Below are 22,705 nucleotides of genomic sequence, written 5' to 3'. Positions count from 1 at the left end.
ACAAACCTGAACGATATATAATGAAAAATCCAAATTACGTTATCAATGGTATTGATATGAGCGATCCTCTTTCGAGTATTGTGAACCTATTACAGCCGAAGGCCGACTTTTCTAAGGTGCTGCATGCCGCCGGCACATGGCGCATTCGGCGCGAAGAAATCGGCAACCCCTTTTATTGTGTTGTGTTAGATGGCCGTTGCGAATTCACATTACAGGGCGATGAGCCGATTGCTTTAACCGCTGGCGATTTTATTCTTGTTCCAGAAGCGCATAATTTTACTGTCAGCAGCAGCCCACCCCCTGCGTTAAACATGCCGGATTCAGTCCCCGTTAAAACTGCAGCTAACCGTTTTTTTGCCGGTGACGAAAGCCGTGAATTAAATGCGCACTTACTCATTGGTCATTGTCAGTTTGCCTCGCCCGACTCCAATCTATTGGTATCGCTGCTGCCAAAGCTGGTGCATATTTGCGCCGCCACAAAACTGACAACACTAGTCGAACTGGTCATTGAAGAGTCTTTAGCGCAACGCCCAGGTCGCGACTCGGTTTTGTCTAGGCTACTAGAAATTCTGTTGATCGAAGCTTTTAGAACTCAGATGAATACGCCCGATGCGCCAGGCTTATTAGTCGGCTTAGCTGATGAACGGCTGGCGGTGGCAATCCGTAAAATACATCAGGATGTTAACCAAGCTTGGACCATAGAACAGCTAGCAAAAGAGGCCTCCTTGTCTCGCTCCGCGTTTTTTCAACGCTTTAGTAAAGCGGTCGGCTGTACGCCAATGGAGTACATTATTCGATGGCGCATGGCGATCGCAAAAGACCTACTCAGGCAGCAAAACTATTCCATGGCCACAATTGCAGAACGGATTGGCTACCAGTCTGCCAGCGCCTTTAGCTCGGCATTTAGTAAATACGTCGGCCAACCACCGTCAAAATATATAGAAGAAACAGCCTCTCAGGCAGCTAACTAATAACGCCAAAAACAACAACAAGCAACGCCCTCACCGCTCCAAGCCACAAGCCACAAGCCACAAGCCACAAGCCACAAACAATGAATGCTCACTCAGTTGAAACACTGTAAGAGTCGGCACCCTGAAAAATCCGCTTTAGTTTAGATAGTGCCTCGAGAGCGGTAAAACAAACGGTTATGAGCTTAACCAGTATCCGCCTCAATAATGAAGTCAAAATCCCGCTTGAAAACCTCTCAAAGAAGCTTGATAGAAGTAAAAATTACCTTATTAATCAAGCAATTAGAGAATTTATTGCACGCCAAGAAATGGTAGAGACTCTCTGGTCAGATACCTTGGAGGCTCTTAATTCTATCAAGTCCGGTAAAGCAGTTAGTGCTCAAGAGGTAGAATCTTGGCTACAGAGCTGGGGAGGCCCAAATGAAAAGACGCCACCTAAACCATGATCTTGCAGTATTCACCGGAGTCTATTGCTGAGAAAAATCCAATTTCAGCACTCTAACAGTTGAGCCTAGGATATTAGTTTTATCTCAAATGGTTCTGAGGCAACTGTGATTGACCAAGAACGGCAACGATCAGAATAAAGCCATCTTCTTTGGTAAAGTAAGCCGTGTGCTTACCAACAGGGAAGTAGAATCCGTTTGGATACAATTCATCACAGCTTCGCCCAACAGCAGGGTTATCAGCAAGCATTTGAAAAGCTGTAAGTAGGTTGCCTTTGTAGTTATTCCACTGTAACTCAGAAAAGTTAGTAACGGTGTAGCTTTTAATTTTGCGTAGATGAATTTGAGCCAATTTACTTAGCTTATATTTCTTCGATTGCATATTTTGGCTACAAGTTCTTTAAGAATGTTTCGCCATCAATAGCATTACCTTGTGCTAGGTCTTCTTTTGCAGACTCAAAACAATATTTAATGTACTCAGCTTTCATTGCTTCAAGCTCTTCAAAGTCTTTAATAGACATAACAACAACAGCATCTTTGCTGTTTTTGCTAATTTTAACGGGCTCTCGTTGAGCACTGAGAAGTAGCTCACCAAAATTACGCTTAGCGTCATTGGCTGTTAATGTATGCATGTACAAACTCCAAATTCGGGTTAACAGTAGGATTATAGGTTTTTGTGCGAAATGTTCAATTTAATTAAATCGTGCGATTTGGGCAAAATATATGGAAGAAACAGCCTCGCAGGCAGCTAACCCATAACGCCAAAAACAACAAAGCAACGCCCTCTCCGCTCCAAACCCATCCACAAAATCTAGCACCCAAACCCTGCACCTAAATCACAAGTAATTAAGCCTACACAGTTGAAACACTGTAAGAATCAGCCAGACGATTTTTTTTCTAACATCTCAAATTGACAGGCTAGTTTAAGAGATAGCATATTAGGGTTATTCAACGGAATCGGTCGGTTTCAGTAACTAGAAAAAGCCGCTTCGGATAATGCCGCGAGAGTGGTGAAATAACCGCTGTTAGATATTCCATGACACTAATAAAGGAGAGCAATATGGCAGTTAAACATACCCCGACTGGTGTAGTTCATAATGGCAGCAAAGGGAGTAAAACGGGTTGTGGTATCGATACAAAAAAACACTCAGATCATTGGGTTAATTCACATCAAAAAATAACCTGTGATAAAAATGGTTGTAAGAATTAGAGAATCTAAACTCATAAACATTGATGTACTTAGTACATCAATTCCTAACAAACTAATTAAACAGAGCTTGAACTTCCCCCGTTTTAGTAGACACCTATAGCTAACTTGACGAGTCAACCACAGTTAACCAGACACCCACTATAAATATTAATTATGAATATTCTAAATAACAAAAACTACAAAGCGATTCTTTGGGATAACGATGGCATTCTTGTTAATACTGAGCAGTGGTACTACAAAGCCACGCTGGAAGCCTTTGCTTCATTTTCAATAAAGCTCAGTTCAGATGATTTTTACACCTATTTCTTAGAAGGCTCTAGCGGTACTTCAGTATATGCATCACTTCATGGCTTATCAGAGTCAAATATTGCTTCTTTAAAGCAGAAACGTAATGAACTCTACAACGAATATTTAAGCAAAGAAGATATTGTCATTGAAGGCGTTAAAGAAACGCTCGAAAAACTAAAGTCTAATTATGTAATGGCCATTGTTACCAGTTCACGCAAGAGCCACTTTGAGACAATCCATAATAGAACAGGATTATTAAAGTATTTTAACTTTGTGATAACACGTGAAGACTATGCCTTTAGTAAACCATCACCAGAACCATATCTTACAGCTGCCAATCGCAGCGGTTTTAATATCGAGGAATGCGTGGCTATTGAAGACTCTCCACGTGGATTACTTGCAGCAAAGGCTGCATCAATTGATTGTATTGTCATACCTAATCAGCTAACCAAGAAAGCCGACTTTAACGGTGCAACCTATAAACTCGAAAATATTACGGACATTCCATCTGTGCTTTTACCTAATAATGAATAACTAAAATTGTAGATAACCAATTAATAAAATTAATCAACTCCCACTTTAAGAAAAAACAACTCCAAACATGAAACTAGCTTACCTCGCCGATCACCCTGACCTTTTACCCACCGTTGCCGAATGGTTTTTTAATCAATGGGGTGCGAGCGAGTTTACACCTACCGTTGAAGCACTGGCTGAAAAACTGAAGCTCAGCGCTAACAAAAACCAATTGCCGATTATGTTTTTGAGCTTTGTAGATGACCAGCTAATTGGCACAGCCGAATTAAAGTTTCGCAACATTGCAGAATACCCAGACTACCGTTACTGGCTCGATGGTGTTTTTATTAGTGAGCAACATCGTAACCTTGGCTATGCCACTGAGTTAATTAACTTTGCGGAAGAAAAAGCCAAAACACTCAACATACCGGCGTTGTATTTACGCTGTACTGAAGCAAACACAGGGCTTTACCAAAAACACGGTTACCGCATTGTTGAGCAAACCGACGATAAATTTATTATGGTGCTTGCCATTTAGGCTGCCCTGCTTTTGCCACTCAAAGCCCATTAGGTTTTTACAGTAAGAGAGTCATTTAAAGCTGTACGCCCCTTCACTAAACCATAAAATGCCAGCGCCGCAAAAAGCATAACCACTGCGGCAATATAAAAACCGTAATGGGTTATTTTTTGTGCGCTTAGCAAGGCGATGACAACATAAGATAAGTTTTGTGTTGCAATGCTAAACAGCGTTAACACACCTTCGCTGCGACCGCGCTTACTTACTTCTATTTGGTGATGCATCCAATTAATACGCGCAATGCGATTAGCGGCATTAAACACGCCGAATAGCGCAGCAAAACCGACTACAAAAATGGGCGTAAGTATATTGGCGACGGTTAACAGTAACAGGCTAATGGCAAATAACGCCGCCAACATTATTTGAGTTTGTTGAAACCGAGCTAACAACTTTTGAATAACAAAACCCACCAATAAAGAACCCAGCCCAAAACTTAAGTAATAGGCCGAAAACCAACTACCAGAAACGCCCTGCTCGGCAAACCAAATAGGCACCAGTTTTGCCAAATAGGTGAGCAATGGGTAAGACAGGGTAGACAGCATAAGCAAGGCAAAAAATCGCGGCTGTGCTTTTACCAAGCTCGCACTTTGCACCAGCTCGGCTTTGAACGATGCTTTGCTTTGAAGCGATCGAGGCTGGCGGTTATAGGGCGTTAACAGAAAAAACAACCAGCCCAAGCTTGAAGCAATGCTGGCAAACAGGGCGAATTCCGTCAGGCTCCAACGTTGCAATAATAAAATACCCAAAGCACCGGCGGCCAATGTGGTGCCTTGCAACACCACCTCTTGCCGCCCTGCCAGTTGCGCATATTCTTCTGGCTGGAAATTTTCTTGCACAAAGGCATTGGAGGCTGTCCAGGCGACGTCGCTACTGACCCAAAAAATTAGTTGCGCTGCGGCTAACCAGATGAGTTGGTTTTCAACATAGATAGAAACCAGCAGCGTGATGACTGCCGTTAACGCTTGCAAGCCTTGCATGCTGAGCAGAATCAGCTTGCGCGAATGCCGATCGATCAACGTGGCAAAAAACGGTGTCACCAAAAAGGAAGCAGCAGTACAGACAATAGCAACCGAGGCGACAAACAGGCCATTGCCCTCGCCCGAAAGCATCAACCAGGGTAATGCCATTAAAAACAAGCCTGTGGAGAGGCCATCGAAAAACAAAGCACACAGGTAATGCCGAGTCTTTTTCGTCATGTGACTTTTTATAGCTTGCATAAAGTTCGTTCTCTTAAATCGCCGTGTAATGGATTGATTGTGGTTATGGATAAGTTGTGACCGTCTTTTTGATTAGTGACTGTCTTTTTTGATGAATCGCTGGCATGCTAAAACCTCAAGTTAACTTTAGGTAAAGCATTTTTTGGTGTTTTGCTGCCGTTTTTTAAGTGAATAGCTATAACGCTGAGCGACGATGGAGAAGAGCCGTTATGGAAATGAGCGTCGGCCAAGTGGCCAAGCGTTCTGGGGTGAGCGTGGCAACGCTGCACTTTTACGAACAAAAGGGTTTAATTAGCAGCACTCGTAATAACGGTAATCAACGCCGTTACAGCCGCCAAATACTGCGCCGCGTTGCAGTCATTAAAGCCGCGCAAAAAGTCGGCTTATCGCTAGAAGAGATCAAACAGTCGCTCGGCTGTTTGCCAACACATGCAGCGCCGAGCAAAGAAGAATGGCAGCAAATGGCAAACCAATGGAATGATTTGCTCGAAGCCAAAATCAACACCCTTAACCAGCTAAAAGACGGCCTAGACAGCTGCATAAACTGCGGCTGTTTATCGCTCGGTGTGTGCCAGCTATTTAACCCAGACGATAGCTTTGGTGAAAATAATCAGGGTTCAAAACTAAACTCAAACACGACTGAATGACTGCACACCGCATTTTGGTTACACTGCTGCGCGTTTACCAACAATATTAGGCAAATAACATTCGTTACTAAAAACAGGTAAAAACTAATGAATTTAAAATGGGCTAAGCGCTTTTTCCAAATGGCACAATTAGTTGCCTCGTGGAGTAAAGACCCTTCTACGCAAGTGGGCGCGGTGATCACCGAAGATAACCGTATTGTATCACTTGGTTTTAATGGTTACCCGCACGGCATATCGGACAGCGCCGATCAAGACGACCGCGACATGAAATTGCTCAAAACACTGCACGCCGAAGAAAACGCCATTCTATTTGCCAAGCGTGACCTAACTGGTTGTGAAATTTGGGTAACGCACTTCCCTTGCCCCAATTGCGCGGCAAAAATTATTCAGACCGGTATTAAAACCGTTAATTGCCCTGAACAGAGCGACGACTTTTTATCTCGCTGGGGCGATAAAATAAAGATCAGCGCAGAAATGTTTGAACAGGCCGGTGTTGGTATTCAATGGTTGCCGCTTGCTGAATTGGCGCGCAATGAACCATAAAAATGCCTTGCTGCTTTCTGGCTACCATGCGTTAAGCCAAAAACATTGGGCTGAGTTTGTGGTGCATAACACCGACTTTAATTGGCAACTGTTAGCCTTACCGGCGCGCTATTTTTCGTGGCGAATGCGCGGCGCACCGCTTTCGTTTGCGGCACTCGATGAACCTGCGCTGGCACAGCCTTACGACTTTTTAGTGGCAACCTCAAGTGTCGACCTTGCCACAGTGCAAAGCCTGTACCCTGCACTGCGTAATATTCCGAGCCTGCTGTACTTCCATGAAAACCAATTCGCCTACCCGAAAACCAACCAACCTAAAGCCATGATTGACTGGCAAATGGTCAACCTCTACTCGGCATTACGCGCCGACTATTTGGTGTTTAACAGCCAGTTTAACCAGCAAAGTTTTTTAACTGGCGTAACCGAGCTCATGCGCAAACTGCCAGATTTAGTGCCTAAAGGCATAACAGAAAAACTGGCGGATAAATCCAGCGTGCTGGCGGTACCCATTGTTGAACCCCGCGCCCTAAAGCCAGACGCTCACGCTGTAACCTCTCAAACATCCAGCCTTCCAGCTACAGACTGTAAAACTATAAGCTCTAAAGCTTTAGAGAAAGCAACCAAAGCATCAACCCAAGATAACGGTATAACTGTTTTATGGAATCACCGCTGGGAATGGGACAAAAACCCAGCCTTGTTGTTGGAAATTATCAAGCAGGTTAACGAGCAAGCATTGCCGATTCGCTTTGTTTTAACCGGCCAACAATTTAGAACGGTGCCAACAGAATTGCAGCAAATTGAACAGCAGTTTGCTCACCTGATTAAGCAAGCTGGCTTTATTGAACAGGATGAAGATTACCGAGCCACGCTACAGCAATGCGATGTGGTGCTTTCTACCGCTGACCATGAATTTCAAGGTATTGCGGTGATGGAAGCGGTCAGCGAAGGTTGCGTGCCGCTGCTGCCAAACCGACTCAGTTACCCAGAATTTTTTGATGCGAATTTTTTATACAACGGCCAAAAAAGCATCCACCAGCAAGCAACCAGCGCGGTTAAAAAACTCAAGCATTGGCTGCAACAGGGTTTACCTTGCAGCCCTGATTTATCGAGTTTTTATCAGCGGAATTTGACCAGCGATTATCAGCAGTTGCTAAACGCTATCGAGTAACACTCACGGTTTTTTATTGCCCGGTGAGTGTTACAAGCGGCGGTTAAATTACCGCCTAGCGTTTTTTACTTGAGCTGGGTTTGCCGGTATAGCGCGCGCCCTTGCGGTTAGCTGGCCGACTGGTAGGTTTGAATTTGTTATTGTTTTTACCCGCCGTATTTTTGCCAACGGCTTTTGTCGATTGCCCGCGCCCTTCTGCTGGTACGAGCTGATGGTCTTTATCACCAATCAACTTTTGTAAGCCCATGCGCACCAACGCTTTGCGAATATCTTTCCAGTGGTTTTTATCGTGGTAACGCAACAAGGCTTTGTGCAATTGGCGTTGTTCTATCTGCTTAACAATGCTGACTCGGCCGCTTTTGTAGTTAACCTTTTTCAGCGGGTTTTTGCCCGAATAGTACATCGCTGTCGCCAAGCTCATCGGCGAAGGATAAAAGGTTTGCACCTGGTCGACTTTCATTTTGCGTTTCTTTAACCACAGCGCAAGGTTAACCATATCTTCATCTTCACAGCCGGGGTGCGCGGCAATAAAGTACGGAATTAAATATTGTTTTTTACCGGCCTGTTTAGAAAATTTATCGAACATATCTTTAAAGCGGTCGTAAGTGCCCATGCCCGGTTTCATCATCATTTTTAATGGTCGGTCTTCGGTATGTTCTGGGGCAATTTTTAAATAGCCGCCAACGTGATGAGTCACCAATTCTTTAACGTATTCTGGGTCTTCTACCGCTAGGTCGTAACGCAAACCCGATGCGATAGATACGGTATGGATACCTTCAGTTTTACGCACCTTGCGGTAAAGCTCAGTGGTTTCAGAATGATCGGTTTTTAGGTTGACGCAAATGGTTGGGTAAACACAACTTAAACGGCGGCAACTGGCTTGGATTTCATCACTGATGCAGTTGAGGTGATACATGTTGGCGGTTGGGCCACCTAAATCGGAAATAGCGCCGCTAAAGCCTGGTACTTTGGCTTTCATCTCTTCGACTTCATGCAATACCGATTCGTGCGAACGCGATTGAATGACTCGGCCTTCATGCTCGGTAATCGAACAAAAAGTACAGCCACCAAAGCAGCCGCGCATAATGTTGATCGAGGTTTTGATCATGTCGTACGCGGGGATTTTGGCATTCCCGTAACTGGGGTGCGGCACACGGGCGTACGGTAAATCAAACACGCCATCCATCTCATGTGTTAACAACGGGATCGGCGGCGGGTTCACCCAAACTTCTTGGTTGCCGTGCTTTTGCACTAACACGTGAGCGTTATGCGGGTTGGCTTCCATGTGCAAAATTCGGCTGGCATGGGCGTAAAGTGCGGGGTCGGCACTGACCTTCTCAAAAGACGGCAAGCGAATGCAGCTGGTGTCTTTTTCGAATTTTTCTTTACGCTGTAACGGCAATGGAATCACTCGTACGGTCTGTACTTCGGTTTCTTCTGCTACCGCCGTGGCTGCCATTGGCTCGGCCATTTGCACTGTTGCAGTTTGATCATTGCCCGCATCTTTACCAGCACTCTTACCCGAGCCTGAGGCACAAGAACTTTGCATGGCTTCTTGGTAGGGGTTTTCGCGCTCAAACTCGGTCAACTCACCAATGTTTGCTGGCCAGTCGATTCGAGTAGAATCAATAACCGTCCAGCCATCTGGTACGGTTTTGCGCAACACAACGGTGCCACGCACGTCGGTAATATCAGAAATAGGAGTGCCATTGGCTAAACGATGCGTCACTTCAACCAATGCGCGCTCGGCATTGCCGTACAGCAGAATGTCGGCGTTAGCATCGAACAACACCGAATGACGAACCTTATCACTCCAGTAATCGTACTGGGCGATACGGCGCAAACTGGCTTCAATACCGCCGATCACCACCGGCGTATCGGCATAGGCTTCTTTGCAGCGCTGGCTGTAAACCAATACCGCACGATCGGGACGCTTACCGCCTTCGTTATTGGGTGTGTAGGCATCGTCGTTACGAACTTTTAAATCCGCCGTGTAACGATTGATCATCGAATCCATGTTGCCCGCGGTGACACCAAAATATAAATTCGGTTTACCGAGTTCTTTAAAGGGTTCGGCACTGCGCCAATCTGGCTGGGAAATAATACCGACGCGATAACCTTGTGCTTCCAATAAACGGCCGATAACCGCCATGCCAAAACTAGGATGATCGATATAGGCATCGCCCGTTACTAGGATAATATCGCAGCTGTCCCAACCGAGCTGGTCCATTTCGGCACGGCTCATCGGTAAAAAAGGTGCGGGGTCGAAGCAGGACGCCCAGTATTTCGGGTATTTGAATAAATCAGGTGCGGTTTTATGCATAAGGCCAGTATCGGTAAAGTTAAGCGCGCATAGTAGCAGAGCCGCCCGAATACGTCGCGTTCTGGCCTATCCGCCTTTGGTTCAAGCACTCTAGAGCGTAATTCAAGCGCAATAAATCGAGCTTCAGTGCTAAATTAGTACTTAAATAGGAATAGCAACACTGTTAGGTTAGATTACACTAGCTATATACATGAATAACAGGCTACAGAAATGACCAAACAACACTATGACGAACGTAATAACACAGTAGAAATGACGGTCCTGATCACGCCGGACATGGCAAACTTTTCCGGCAATATGCACGGTGGTAGCTTGCTTAAATTGATTGACCAAGTCGCTTACACCTGCGCCGCTCGCTATTGCGGCAAATATGCGGTGACGCTATCGGTTGACCACGTTCAATTTAAAGAAGCGATCAAAATTGGCGAACTGGTGACGCTGCTGGCGTCTGTTAACCATGTTGGCAATACCTCGATGGAAGTCGGCGTTAAAATCGTCGCCGAAGATATCCAAACCAACACGCAACGTCACACCAACAGCTGCTATTTAACCATGGTTGCAGTGGACGAAAACGGCAAACCGAGCAAGGTGCCACCGCTTAAGCTGGTCGACAGCACGCAAAAGGCACGTTTCATTGCGGCTAAATTACGCAAAGAACTCAGAGCACGGCACAACGAACACCTTTCTGCACTGCACAGTAAATGGAAAGATAAAATAGAAAACCTAACCAGCGAACAGATCGACGCTGAATTCGATAAATACATGAACACTGATAAAAGCTAACCAATGGCTGATTTTTGCGGCTCATAGCTCAAAAACAGCCTGATAAAAAAGCTCATAAGAAAAGCAGCCTCGCGCTGCTTTTTTTGTTTGCTGAAATAACGACACTAAATTACTGGCTAAACAATAGTGCATATGCCTAATCGCCCCTCACCCCTTCCAACCTGCTCGTCACCTATTTTTTGCATTCTAGTGATCTATTGTATTTTTTAATGCAATTTATTCTCATTTGAAATAGGCTCTACTGAACTATCTCACCTCGACACTCAATAAAAAAAGTCTATGAAAAAATCGTACACGGCCATTCAAGATATCGACCTAAAACAAGATATTATTGATCATGTAAATCAAAACCATCAACATGAAGTGAATATCATCGCGAGCAGTCAAGTCACTCAAGAGCCTGTATCTAGAGCAACTCTCGTCGATATTTTCCATGAAGGAATTATGGTTCAACTGTTCTACAAAGAGATTGAAACAGCTAATACTGTTTTCATTCCATTTGAGGTAGAAGGGTCTATAGAAGAGAAAATTTTTTACCTCGCCTATATTGCAGCCGTCAAGCAGGGAATCGATTTAAATAATACCGGAACCTGCTTTTTTGAGGTTATAAAAAAAGAAAACATTACAAAAAATATAATCAGGCTCACTGTAAAAACGCAAACATCACTACCTGAATACTATGCAGGTTATGCTTATGCCTTTTCGCTAAAATCATTAAAACATCACTCAACTAAACAGCAAAAAAATAAAAAGAGCGATCAATGGTTAAAAGCATTATTGAATCGATTTTTCGTCTGGTTACTCAAACATATTTCAAAAGAATCTCGCAGAAAATTACTGGCAAAAACAAAGAAAAACACTCGGCCTTATACACTTAGGAAGGCGTGGAAAAGTAATGAATCCTCGCTGCACAATGATCTCGCCTATGTAGACATCTATACTCACAATGACACCGCTGGCAGCCTATGGGCTAAAAACTTGATCATTGGCGACATCATTATGAGCCAATCAGAGTCAAAGGATAATCATCCGCACTTAAAGGAAGGACAAGCACTACTCATAGCAGATGAGACTGCCTACCCTGCTATCGCTGGTATTCTTGAGCTTTGGCAAAACCCAACCGCTCCTATCCTCATTACAATCAGTTCAAAAAGTACTGAACAAAGCTACTTTGATTCCATAGTTTTACCGGAAGGAACTCAAATTCATAACATAATATGCACCCCTCAAGATCAGGCAGAAGAAGTCATCTCTACTATCGAAAAAATAAAAAATATCGATGCGGTTTGGGCTGCTTTTGAATCAGTATCCGCAAAAAAAGTACGGCATTATCTGCGTAATAAACGAGCCCTACCAGGGAAAAACAACAATGTAAAAGCTTATTGGAGGATAAAATAAATCAATAAGTAACACTCACTACATACAGCCATTGTCATACGGTTCGAGTTCACCCTAACAAACATTTTAAATGTTGAATTAGTGCTACAACCCACTTACTTATTAGGCTCACACCAGACCTAACCTACCTTTCAATCATTTTTATCCAGAAGCTTGCTATAAAAAACACTCTCGTTGTGATGAGCGTTTTCAAGCTTGCACTCAAGTTTTCATATCAAAGACAAAGATCAAAATCGAAGATTCTCAGCATAAACTGTAAGCAATCCTTTACTTTGAGAATGATTATCAATATTATTTTCACTTGCATTTAAATCATCCTAGATACTCAGCCTTTTTCGAGTGGCGTAAAAGGCCTATACGGAGCTCACGATAAATGATTAGTAAGCCGACGACCTTTACAAAACTCACCCCTCTTGTATTAGCGATAATAACTGCATCTGCAATTAGTACCGCTGAATCACTAGACACAATCATCGTTACCGCAAACAGTAACGACACTTCGATATCTGATGTTGCTGCAACTATGTGGGTTATTGATCAAGAACAGATTGAACGCGAAATTAAAAGTGGTGCCGACTTAAAAGTCGCATTGGGTCGATTGATCCCTGGTTACGATTTTGGTGGCGAAAGCCGAACAAGCTACAACCAGAATTTACGTGGTCGTTCGGCGCTGGTTATGATTGATGGCGTGTCTCTAAATTCAACACGAGCGGTTAGCCGTCAGCTGGAAAGTATTTCTCCTTTTAACATTGCCAGAGTTGAAGTTTTATCGGGTGCGACCTCTATTTATGGTGCTGGCGCTTCAGGCGGCATCATTAATATTATCACCAAAAAAGCAACGGCTAATGAAACGACTGTAGAGTTTGAATCCGGCGTATCAACTGGCTTCAATGGCAGTGAAGATTTAACTAAAAATATTGGCCTTGCTGTCTCTGGTGGTGGTGAGCAACTTCGCGGTCGATTATCTGCCTCCTATGAAACCACTGGTGCAAATTATGACGCCAACGGCGACATGGTTTTACCAGACATCACACAAACAGACCTTCAGTTTAACGACACCCTCGACATTATGGGTAATGTAGATTACCAGCCAACGGATAAGCAGCTCTTATCCATCACGGCCCAATATTATAACAGCGCACAAGACACCGACTATACAGCAGACCTTGGCACGAACTCTCTTGGCGCGCTTGGCTATGTTCCTATCACGATCAGTGATGAATTAGATTTAGATACTCAACCAAGCACTGAGCGTCTAATGCTAAACGCTCAATACAGTAATGAAGATGTACTAGGCCATAACCTTCTTACTCAAGCTTATTATCGAAATGAAGAAATACAATTCTTCCCGTTTCCATCTGCGGTTGGATCTAGCATAGGAGTGTCTGGTTATTACGTCTTCTCAGCCTCCTTACAAAAAACAGAAACCATTGGTGCAAAGACTCTCGCAAGCAAAACATTCAACAACATAAAGCTGAATCACGGCATTGATGCCCAATTGGAATCTTCTACAGCGGTATCAACCTATTACGATGATACCGCAACAAGTTCTGGTGGTATAACCTTTGAAAAAGAGGGAGAAGTTGATAGATACCCCGATGTCGATACCGCCAAAGTAGGTTTATTTACTCAAGCTGACTGGGAAATTAATGATCATGTAAGTATTTCAGGCGGCTTACGTTATCAATATATCTCTCATGAGATTGGTGACTTTGTTGGCACAGAGCAGCAGATATTAATTGATAAAGGCTATCTAACCAGTGCAGATACCATAGAAGGTGGCGAAACTGATTACAATGAGCTCCTAGCCAATATTGGTGCTATTTACACCATAAATAAAAACCAACAACTTTGGGCTAATGTCAGCCAGGGCTTTGAGACACCGGATCCATCAAAATATTACGGCATCGGTACTTATGACAATACAGGAAGCCTAACGAGTAGTGTCAGTGTAGAAAACAATCCGCTGGACGGCGTAAAAACAAACTCAGTTGAGCTTGGCTGGCGTCTAAATAAACAAAAATACAATGCACAGATAGCCGCTTATTATGCTTTGTCAGACAAAACAACGACTATTGATGAAACCACCTTATCTGTTGTGGTAAATGACGATCAAAAACGTATTTACGGTATTGAAGGTGAAACAACTTATCGATTCACTGATGCATTGTATGTAGGTGCACAAGCGCACTTACTTAACAGTGAAACAAAAACAGATGGCAGCTGGTCCGCTTTAGACGCTGAATTAGTCTCTCCTTCTAGCTCAATTATTCGCGCTGGCTTCGATAACTTTGACTACGGTGCAGAACTGCAATGGCAAACGATAGCAAGTTACTCTGACGACAATGATGAAGAACTTGATGGGTTTTCTTTAATGAATTTGAGTTCTTACTACACCTTACCTATAGGTAAGTTGAGCTTTGGTGTACAGAACCTATTAAACGAAGACTACTACACGCTTTGGTCTCAACGAGCACAAATTCTTTATAGCACCCTAGATGAAGACCTGTTCAAGTTCAAAGGCAGTGGTAGAACTTATGCGATAAGCTACAGCGCTGAATTTTAGGAGAATTTATTTGTTTAAATTTAACAACCTTTCCCTCCAAATTGGAGGGAATGAAATTTTACGTCATATGACAGGAGAAATTCCAGAAGGCTCGATCACAGCATTGATCGGGCCTAATGGCTCAGGTAAAAGTAGCTTACTATCCCTGTTATGCGGATTAACCTTACCGACAGAAGGTGAAATTTTATTAAACGAAAAATCGCTTAACAAAATAAAGCGCAGCATTATAGCAAAACAGATAGCTCTATTACCTCAAAGTAACCCTGTCCCGACAACATTAACCGTTTCTGACTTAGTGACCTTTGGTCGCCATCCACATCGACCTTGGTATAAAAAAGTAGCCAAAGAAGATAAGCAAGTGATTGACTGGTCGATGAATGAAGCCGGTGTCACAGCTTACGCTGAGCGCTTACTTACAGATTTATCCGGCGGTGAGTTGCAACGAGCATGGCTTGCCATGGTACTTGCTCAAGATACAAACATTTTAATGTTGGACGAACCGACATCTTGGCTCGATATTGCCCATCAAGTCAGCCTGTTAAAAATCGTTCGCCGCCTAAACAAGCAATATAATAAAACCATTGTTTGGGTATTGCATGATTTAAACCAAGCTCGCCAATTTAGTGATCGAGCCATTTTAATTAACAATGGTGAAATTATTACTCAAGGTGATGTCAACGATGTTATCAATGCTGAAAATATTACTCGCGTCTACCAAACTTCAGTAAAAATGCATTCTCTTGGAAACCGCGATATTTTATGGCCCGAGGAGCAACTATGAAACGTTGCGCCCTGTGCCTAACGCTCCTGTTGGTTTTTGTTAGCAACTCCCAATCCTATGCTCAGGCATCGCCTGTTTCTGTGTGCTTGAGTAGTTGCGTACAACTGGATAAACCAGCCATAAGAGTTGTTGCACTTAATTGGTCTGTAGCAGAAATGCTATTAACACTGGACATAACACCTGTTGGAGTGACTCAGGGAAATGGCTATCGCAAATGGCAAACTAATACACCTGAGTTACCTGAAACCGTAACTGAAGTCGGGACTCGACAAGAGCCTAATCTTGCTGCAATTATGGCCTTAAATCCTGATTTAATTATCGGCTACGAATTTCGTCATCGTAGAATTCTAAGCTCACTGCAAAGCATTGCACCCACACTACTCTACCAACAATTTCCAACACTATCACAATCAGAATTTCGCTATTTTGATGAGTCTCAAAAAATTTTCTTAGCTATAGCAGAAGCAACCGACAAACAACAAAAAGCCTTATCTCAACTAGAAGAAATGCACACCCGACTAGCTGAATTAAAGCAACAATTAGCAGATGCTGGCCTTGCCAATATGGATGTCAGTTACGGTAAATTTGTTGGTATGGGTTATGGTTTAAGAATTTTTACCGACATCAGTCTTGCTGGTTCAATCTCTGAAGAACTGGGATTAAACTACACATGGCGAGATGGGCTACCTGGAAAAGATTTCACTCACTTACAATTAGAGCAGTTGCCCGCACTACAAAATAGCCACTTACTTTTGGCTGGTAACCAGGTAGACGGCGAACGTATGATGCACTCACCTGTTTGGCCACTATTGCCCTTTGTACAAAACAACGACATATCTGAAATACCTCCATTATTCAGTTTTGGTGGACCTTTGTCCGCTATAAAAATGGCTGAAGCATTTACTCAGTCACTTTTAACACGGCAGGAAAATCTACATGATTAAGTCACTTTCAATAGGCGGAGTACTTCTACTTGCACTGCTGTGCGGGTATTTATTCTTTCCTCCTGTGATATCTAATACGTCTTTAGCAACTGCGATGTTCAATAATGTTTGGCTGCCAACAGCGTTAATGGCTTTATTGACAGGCGCTCTGTTAGGCAGTTCTGGCTTGCTCATTCAGACCTCACTAGATAATGACTTCGCTTCACCTTCGACACTAGGCATCGCAGCCGGCTCCTTGCTCGGCGCACTGTTAGTTAGAATCATAATGCCAGAAGCTAGTTTAACTATTGTTTGGACCGGTGCACTTATTGGCGCCCTTTTTCTATCTCTAGCAGTACTAAGTCTGAGTCATTTAATCGGTGGTGGTAAACTGCCTGTTATTCTTATTGGTATGACTTTGGGTCTGAGCGCCGGAGCGTTGTCTTCGTTATTGATTCTTTATTTTGAAAATCAAATTGATGGGTTATTTTTATGGGGCAGCGGTCAAGTATTGCAAACAAGCTTTACGGCCGTTCAACAGTCTTTCACACCTATCATTATTAGCTTGTTGCTAACAGTTTTTATATTTCCAAAGTTAGCCCTCTTTTTGCTTGGCGATACTCACGCAGCTAACTTAGGTTTAGCAGTAAAACCTTGGCGCTGGCTCGTTTTGTTACTTGCTTTAGTACAGGCTGCATTAGCGACATCAATTGTTGGCATGATCGGTTTTGTCGGTTTAATGGCTCCTCATATCACACGTTTATTGTTAAATAAATTTAAAAACGGCGGCGGAAACATGGGGTTTCAGTGGCTACTGACTATCATTGTTGGTGCGATGCTAGTATTGCTCGCAGAATGGTGCTCACGAAGTTTATTATTTTTAGGCTACCGATTACCGACAGGTGCTTTTACTGCTTTACTGGGCGCTCCGTATTTTATCTATCTTTTATTTCAACGCTCTGGGCGACTATTAGCAGCAACGGAACGACAAAATATCTCTCTGCGGCCATTACTGCATATCTCAGCTAATAAAACCTTAATCGCGTTATTTTTATTGCTACTTTTTACTATCTACGTTTGTTCAGAGCCTTTAGGTAATGTTGGATCTACTTGGATTAATAAACGAGTTATTTTAGCAGGGCTTGGTGGTTTGGGCTTAGCCTGTGCGGGTACATTACTACAAACACTATTTAAAAACCCAATGGCCAGCCCAGATATTTCTGGCGTCAGTGCGTTTGCAGTTTTTATTATTGCTTGCGTGCTAGTAATTTTTCCTTCAGCCAATCATTTTATATTAATTATTGCCGCTCTGATCGGTGCTGGCATTGTTATCGGCTTATTAACTTGGGGATTAAACCAACAACTAAGTGTGGCTCAGCTTGCTTTGTTCGGCATCGTGATTACTGCTTTTTCCGGAACAGCAACCCAGATTTTATTAACCTTTGGTACTTCCACCTCATCAGTCACGATGATGTGGATGGCTGGAACAACCTATGGAGCTTCTACCGAACGCATAGTGCCATTAGCCATAGTGCTTATAGTTGCTGGCGCACTGATTATCCCATTCATCAGAAACCTAGATTTAATGCCTCTAGGTGAAATACTACCTCGCACATTAGGCGTTTCACTAAACGGCCAACGAACTCTATTGCTTGCCATAACAGCAGTACTCACTGCCATTTGTATTGCAACTATTGGAGCTATTAGCTTTGTTGGCTTACTAGCACCACACTGTGCTCGCTTATTAGGCCTGTACCGGCATGTGCATTTGCTACCAGCTTCTGCAATGACTGGCGCTATATTGCTAATGTACGCTGATCACCTAAGTCGAACCCTTATGTATCCAAATGAAATACCGGCAGGCTTATTAGTTTCGGTAATTGGTAGCCTTTATTTTCTATTATTGCTATTTGCCGCTTACAGAAAAAGAAAATAATTTTTACTTACACGAACAGCAGCCTCGCGCTGCTTTTTTTGTTTGCTGAATCCATTTGCTATAAAGCCTAGGCTTCAACTTTTGTTAAGTCGGCAAGCTGCGCATTTGTACTGCGGATCAACTCTTGGCTGTTGATGCGAATGCTGTAATCGAAACGGCCGCTGCCGCAAATTACATAGTCGGGAAAATCAACATCCAGCCATAAAGCAATGTCGGCGTTGGTTAAAAATGGGCTGACGCCACCGACCTCGACCTGCAATTCTTGCAGTACTTCTTCAGGCGAAAGGGTTGATAATTTACTGCGTGAAACACCCACAGCTTGGCCAAGTTTTTTATAGTCGATACGTTTGTGGCCGGTTAAGCCAACCAAAATTAAGCCAGCGTTTTTTTGCTTAAAGACAATGGTTTTTAAAATGCTGTTGACGTCGAATTGCAGCTTATCTTGCGCGTCCTGTATGGTTTTACTGGTTTCATGAGCAAGGTACTCATGTTCCACCTGCTCTGCTTGCAGCTGCTGTTTGATGCGCTGAAAAACCAAATCGCTCTGGGCTGTGGTTGGTAACGGTTCGCTCATAACGGTTCTCCACGGGCTAACTCAGTTGGCTGACGATACCATCAAACTCGGCCATGGCGTCAAGCAGTGCATGCCACAAATAGTCCGCCGAAGATTGCGCGCAGAAGAGATAAAAAATCGGTTCAGGGTCAGGCACGCGAACAACAATAGAGTTCACTCGTGCTACGGAGGTTTGCGCAATGCTGCCTAACGGCTGCGCACTTTCACGCAAATCGACACCACAAACCTTGGCTAAACATTCGCTGGCTTGATGCCCTGCTAAGGCAAACCAAGCATAAGCGGCTTGGCAAGGTTGCGGGTAGCAATTTTCGGCCTCGGCTAACGCAACCAAACTGGTTGTGACTTCTGGCGCGCTGAGCAACCAAAATTCATTGGCGCCCAATTGCAAAACCAGATGATCTTTTTGGCTTTTAACTGCCTCGTTCACCGCCTTTGGCAAGCTGTAACCCTGAGCCGTTAATTGCTCTGCCACGCCCGAACCTTTGGCGCTGGCACGTGAGCACAGCGACAGGTCACACAGCGTGAGTTGCTCTGGCGTTAGCGAACGGAAGTCTTGCAGCGGGCCTGCACTTTTTAAGCTGTGATGAATGGGGCTGCGTGCCTTAAGTTGCGTATTTAGCGTCATGGTTACATCTCCTGTCGGCTGTTGTCGGCATCAAAAAATGGCAGGCTGACGACCTTGGCGGTCACCAGCTTGCCACCGTCGACCCGAATGGGCAGGTCACTGCCAATGGCGGCTTGCTCAACACTGGCGTAAGCCAATCCAATAATGCAATCCAGCGTTGGGGAATATTCGCATGAGGTGACGTTACCACTGATGTCTGGCCCTGCTAGCACCAGATGGCCTTCTTCTGGTTTGGCGCTTTTAGCAGCCAGCGTAAATGCCACTAAGCGACGTTTTTGCGTTTGCGCTTGCACGATATCGACTGAGCGACGACCAACAAAAAATGGCTTTTTGCGATTCACCGCCCAATCCAAATGCACTTCGCCGGGGTGACTCATGCCGTCGGTATCTTGACCAACAATGATGTGACCCTTTTCTAAACGCAGCAGCCGTTGTGCTTCGACACCAAAGGGCTGAATACCAAACTCGCTGCCCGCCTCGATAACGGCATCCCACAAAGCTTGACCATAGTTAGCAGGCAAGTGAATTTCATAACCCAATTCACCGACAAAGCCGACGCGCATAAAGCGTGCTTCGACGCCTAACAACTGGCCTTCACGATAGGCAAGATACGGGAAGCCTTCGGCGCTTATGTCGATATCGGTCAATTTAGCCAACACCTCGCGCGCTTTAGGGCCTGCAACATTAACCGCAGCATAGGCTTCGGTGACGTTGCTGATCACGACGTTTAAGCGCCACATGGCGTTCCATTTAAGCATGGCGCGGTAGACGCGATCGACACCAGAAGTGGTGGCGGTCACATAGAAGTAATCGTCCGCAATGCGACAAGCGACGCCGTCATCAATCACCACGCCGTGCTCATTGGTATGAACGGCATAACGGGTTTTACCAATCGGCTGTTTTTTAAAGCCAAAGGTGTAGATGCGCTCCATCATTTCGGCGGCATCTGGGCCACGTAATTCAATGCCACCTAGCGTGCTGACATCAATGACGCCGACACCGTTACGAACCTGATTCACCTCGGCCTGAATACGGTGCTGGCGTTGTTCTGGCGCGCCATAATGTCCGGGCCGCTGCCAAACTCCCGCTGGCATCATCTTAGCGCCCGCTTCGAGGTGGCGATTATGCATAGGAGAATACTTATAGGGCGTAAAAATACGGCCACCGATGTGCGCCAGAGTTTCGGCAGCCAGTGGCGGCCTCGCCGTGGTGACGCCGGTTTCTTGCACACTGCGATCGGTTGCTTTGGCAACTAAACGAGCGGTTGGCGCTGCCGAATGCCGACCTTGCGAAGGCCCCATACCAACGGTAGAAAACCGCTTCACCAGTTGCACATCGCGGTAACCTAACTTGGTGGCATTAATGATGTCTTTGCTTTGCAAGTCTTCATCGAAATCGACAAAGTCTTTGCCGCGCGGATGCGCCACCATCGGCCAAGGGTGATTCACCTGCTGATCACATTGCGCTGGCATCACTGGCGTAGCCACCTCTAAACCAAGATTACCGAGCGCGGTTTGCGCGGCAAAATGGGCATCTTGCAGCACGCTTGTTAATTCATGCATCGAGTTCACTGAACCGGCCATCCGTAAATGCTCAGGTAATTGCGTGATGTGAAAACTGGCACGTTCATCGTTATAACTAAGCTGACCACCGGCTTGGCAAAGCAGCTGGTAACTCGGCATATAACCGACAGCGACACACAATAGATCGCAGCTGATGCGCTGACCTTTTTCGCCAACCTGACCTTCTGCGATCAACGGGCGAACCTCAACGCCTTTAATGTGCTTATGGCCAAATGTCGCTTCGGCTTGATAGACAGCGCTGTGGTAAAGAATTTCGATTCCGTGCGCACTCATCGCCTCGGCAAGTGCTGCGTTTTGCGCCGCTGGCCGCATATCGACCAAAGCAGCCACCTCAACCCCCTGCTCGGCTAAACTCAAGGCGGTTAAATAAGCATCGTCGTTACCGGCCAACACCACCGCTCGCTCGCCTGGTTTAACCGCGTACAGACTCATTAAACGCATCGCTGCCGAGCTGAGCATAATGCCGGGCAGATCATTGTTGTGAAATACCGCGTGCTGCTCCATTGATCCAACCGCCATAATGCATTCTTTGGCACGCACCTTATAAAGCCGGTTGTCTTTCACCACGGGCAAATAGTTGTCTCTAAAATAGCCGCTGCAGGTAGCTTGCAATAATACATTGATGTTGTCGTGCGCTTCGATTTGTTCGATCAGCTGCGCTCTAAGTTGCTCCGCAGCTTGATTATCGATGTCGAAGCGGTGGTAATTAAGCGAGCCACCCATAAGCGGGTTTTCATCCACCAGCAACACCTGTGCACCGGCCTGCGCTGCATCCAGTGCTGCTTGCATACCAGCAGGCCCTGCGCCAACCACCATTAGGTCGTAAAACAAATAGGCTTTGTCGTGATAGCTCGGTTCATGTTCAAGATCGATAACACCCAAGCCGGCTTTGGCGCGTAAAAACTTTTCCCAGCTGTCCCAGACACCCAGCGGCTTATAGAAGGCGCGATAATAAAAACCCACCGGCATAAAGCGGCCAAAGTAGCCTTGCAAGGCATCGAGATCGTGCTTCAGTGAACCGACGTAGTTTTGCCCTTTCACCTCTAAACCCGGCTCAATGGTGCGGCGATCGGCAAGCACATTTGGCTCACCGCGAAGTTGCACCAAGCTGTTGGCGTCGTGCCCGGCCATGGTTAACGGCCCGCGCGGGCGATGGTATTTAAAAGAACGCGACAACACCCACTGCTGCTGCGCGGCCAATGCGCTGGCAATACTGTCGCCTTGATAACCCCAATACTCTCGACCTTCAAAGGAGAATGACACCGGCTTATCACGGTCGATTAAACGGCCCATCGGTGCCGCTAAGCGCTGACTGTTCATGAGGCCTCCTGTGGATCTTGCGGACTAAACTCGACACGCTGATTAAAGATTTCGCTGGCATCATAGCTGCGAATAATTTCATCGCTTTGCGTATGGCGCTCGGCAATAAACCAATAGTTAGAGGGCGCATGCAGCCACCACTCGCGCACTACGCCGATTTGGTTGTCGGAATAAAAAACGTATTCTGCCCATTGCTGATCACTACATTGATTCGGCTCTGGCATATCGGTGACTTCACCACCGTAAACAAATTCGCTGATGTTACGCGGCCCATTTAACGGGCATGGCATTATTTTCATAATAAGAACCTCGCTATTTAATA

At 45.0% G+C, this 22,705-nt stretch carries 22 protein-coding genes; 14 read left to right on the top strand and 8 right to left on the bottom strand.

All coding sequences use genetic code 11. From position 1 onward, the window contains the following. Positions 1–20: 20 nt before the first annotated feature. Entirely contained in the window at positions 21–971 is a 951-nt protein-coding gene (locus FME95_RS01035) for an AraC family transcriptional regulator (RefSeq protein ID WP_246109299.1), read from the top strand. Between the two features lie 176 nt (positions 972–1,147). Then, on the top strand, positions 1,148–1,414 hold the full coding sequence (locus FME95_RS01030) for a CopG family ribbon-helix-helix protein (protein ID WP_147712339.1): 267 nt from the start codon (positions 1,148–1,150) through the stop codon (positions 1,412–1,414). 79 nt (positions 1,415–1,493) lie between these two features. On the opposite strand, the gene FME95_RS01025 is transcribed toward FME95_RS01030, so the two are convergent. Next, positions 1,494–1,793: a type II toxin-antitoxin system RelE/ParE family toxin gene (locus FME95_RS01025; RefSeq protein ID WP_147712337.1), complete on the bottom strand. Its 300-nt coding sequence runs from the start codon at positions 1,791–1,793 to the stop codon at positions 1,494–1,496. A 7-nt stretch (positions 1,794–1,800) separates the two neighbouring features. Continuing rightward, positions 1,801–2,043, bottom strand: a complete 243-nt coding sequence (locus FME95_RS01020; protein WP_147712335.1) for a type II toxin-antitoxin system Phd/YefM family antitoxin — start codon at positions 2,041–2,043, stop codon at positions 1,801–1,803. A 428-nt stretch (positions 2,044–2,471) separates the two neighbouring features. Between FME95_RS01020 and FME95_RS01015 the strand changes: the two genes are divergently transcribed. The 3 genes from FME95_RS01015 (at position 2,472) to FME95_RS01005 (ending at position 3,960) form a co-directional block, all read left to right on the top strand. Next, the gene (locus tag FME95_RS01015; protein ID WP_147712333.1) at positions 2,472–2,621 is read left to right on the top strand and encodes a hypothetical protein; all 150 of its coding nucleotides are present in this window, start codon (positions 2,472–2,474) and stop codon (positions 2,619–2,621) included. Positions 2,622–2,774: 153 nt separating this feature from the next. Next, positions 2,775–3,443, top strand: coding sequence for an HAD family hydrolase (locus tag FME95_RS01010; RefSeq protein WP_147712331.1), 669 nt, complete (start codon positions 2,775–2,777; stop codon positions 3,441–3,443). A 67-nt stretch (positions 3,444–3,510) separates the two neighbouring features. After that, complete coding sequence (locus FME95_RS01005; protein WP_147712330.1) at positions 3,511–3,960, top strand: GNAT family N-acetyltransferase; 450 nt, start codon at positions 3,511–3,513, stop codon at positions 3,958–3,960. A 29-nt stretch (positions 3,961–3,989) separates the two neighbouring features. Here FME95_RS01005 and FME95_RS01000 read toward each other — a convergent pair whose 3' ends face one another. Further along, positions 3,990–5,195, bottom strand: coding sequence for an MFS transporter (locus FME95_RS01000; RefSeq protein ID WP_222709886.1), 1,206 nt, complete (start codon positions 5,193–5,195; stop codon positions 3,990–3,992). A gap of 230 nt (positions 5,196–5,425) precedes the next feature. Between FME95_RS01000 and soxR the strand changes: the two genes are divergently transcribed. The 3 genes from soxR (at position 5,426) to FME95_RS00985 (ending at position 7,571) form a co-directional block, all read left to right on the top strand. After that, positions 5,426–5,863: a redox-sensitive transcriptional activator SoxR gene (soxR, locus tag FME95_RS00995; protein ID WP_147712326.1), complete on the top strand. Its 438-nt coding sequence runs from the start codon at positions 5,426–5,428 to the stop codon at positions 5,861–5,863. 87 nt (positions 5,864–5,950) lie between these two features. Next, a complete protein-coding gene (locus FME95_RS00990; RefSeq protein ID WP_147712324.1) occupies positions 5,951–6,406 on the top strand; it encodes a dCMP deaminase family protein in 456 nt (151 codons plus the stop codon). Next, entirely contained in the window at positions 6,396–7,571 is a 1,176-nt protein-coding gene (locus FME95_RS00985; RefSeq protein WP_147712322.1) for a tRNA-queuosine alpha-mannosyltransferase domain-containing protein, read from the top strand. Before FME95_RS00990 ends, FME95_RS00985 begins: the two co-directional genes overlap by 11 nt. 55 nt (positions 7,572–7,626) lie before the next feature. On the opposite strand, the gene FME95_RS00980 is transcribed toward FME95_RS00985, so the two are convergent. Then, positions 7,627–9,894, bottom strand: a complete 2,268-nt coding sequence (locus FME95_RS00980; protein ID WP_147712320.1) for a YgiQ family radical SAM protein — start codon at positions 9,892–9,894, stop codon at positions 7,627–7,629. Positions 9,895–10,104: 210 nt separating this feature from the next. Here FME95_RS00980 and FME95_RS00975 point away from each other — a divergent pair, with 210 nt between their 5' ends. From FME95_RS00975 to FME95_RS00950, 6 genes are all read left to right on the top strand, one after another. After that, entirely contained in the window at positions 10,105–10,677 is a 573-nt protein-coding gene (locus FME95_RS00975; protein ID WP_147712318.1) for an acyl-CoA thioesterase, read from the top strand. A gap of 279 nt (positions 10,678–10,956) precedes the next feature. Then, positions 10,957–12,075, top strand: a complete 1,119-nt coding sequence (locus tag FME95_RS00970) for a siderophore-interacting protein (RefSeq protein WP_147712316.1) — start codon at positions 10,957–10,959, stop codon at positions 12,073–12,075. Between the two features lie 373 nt (positions 12,076–12,448). Continuing rightward, positions 12,449–14,641, top strand: coding sequence for a TonB-dependent receptor (locus FME95_RS00965; RefSeq protein ID WP_147712314.1), 2,193 nt, complete (start codon positions 12,449–12,451; stop codon positions 14,639–14,641). A gap of 67 nt (positions 14,642–14,708) precedes the next feature. Continuing rightward, on the top strand, positions 14,709–15,422 hold the full coding sequence (locus tag FME95_RS00960; protein WP_187265403.1) for an ABC transporter ATP-binding protein: 714 nt from the start codon (positions 14,709–14,711) through the stop codon (positions 15,420–15,422). Then, positions 15,419–16,366 carry an ABC transporter substrate-binding protein gene (locus FME95_RS00955; protein ID WP_187265402.1) on the top strand — a complete coding sequence of 316 codons (948 nt, stop codon included), beginning with the start codon at positions 15,419–15,421 and terminating at the stop codon, positions 16,364–16,366. Before FME95_RS00960 ends, FME95_RS00955 begins: the two co-directional genes overlap by 4 nt. Further along, the gene (locus tag FME95_RS00950; protein WP_147712308.1) at positions 16,359–18,281 is read left to right on the top strand and encodes an iron ABC transporter permease; all 1,923 of its coding nucleotides are present in this window, start codon (positions 16,359–16,361) and stop codon (positions 18,279–18,281) included. The genes FME95_RS00955 and FME95_RS00950 overlap by 8 nt, the downstream gene beginning before the upstream one ends. Positions 18,282–18,348: 67 nt before the next feature. Here FME95_RS00950 and FME95_RS00945 read toward each other — a convergent pair whose 3' ends face one another. From FME95_RS00945 to FME95_RS00930, 4 genes are read right to left on the bottom strand one after another with little or no spacing between them, the layout of a single operon-like run. Then, complete coding sequence (locus tag FME95_RS00945; protein WP_147712306.1) at positions 18,349–18,855, bottom strand: aminoacyl-tRNA deacylase; 507 nt, start codon at positions 18,853–18,855, stop codon at positions 18,349–18,351. A gap of 16 nt (positions 18,856–18,871) precedes the next feature. Next, the gene (locus FME95_RS00940) at positions 18,872–19,480 is read right to left on the bottom strand and encodes an aminomethyltransferase family protein (protein ID WP_147712304.1); all 609 of its coding nucleotides are present in this window, start codon (positions 19,478–19,480) and stop codon (positions 18,872–18,874) included. Positions 19,481–19,482: 2 nt separating this feature from the next. Continuing rightward, a complete protein-coding gene (locus tag FME95_RS00935) occupies positions 19,483–22,383 on the bottom strand; it encodes a 2Fe-2S iron-sulfur cluster-binding protein (RefSeq protein WP_147712302.1) in 2,901 nt (966 codons plus the stop codon). Further along, positions 22,380–22,682 (bottom strand): sarcosine oxidase subunit delta, encoded by a 303-nt coding sequence (locus FME95_RS00930; protein ID WP_147712300.1) that lies wholly within the window; start codon positions 22,680–22,682, stop codon positions 22,380–22,382. Before FME95_RS00930 ends, FME95_RS00935 begins: the two co-directional genes overlap by 4 nt. Positions 22,683–22,705: the final 23 nt, after the last annotated feature.

It is taken from the genome of Reinekea thalattae (genome assembly GCF_008041945.1).
In the GTDB taxonomy this organism is placed as follows: domain Bacteria; phylum Pseudomonadota; class Gammaproteobacteria; order Pseudomonadales; family Natronospirillaceae; genus Reinekea; species Reinekea thalattae.
Note: the sequence above shows the minus strand (reverse complement) of the source record. Positions and strands in the feature narration are given on the sequence as shown.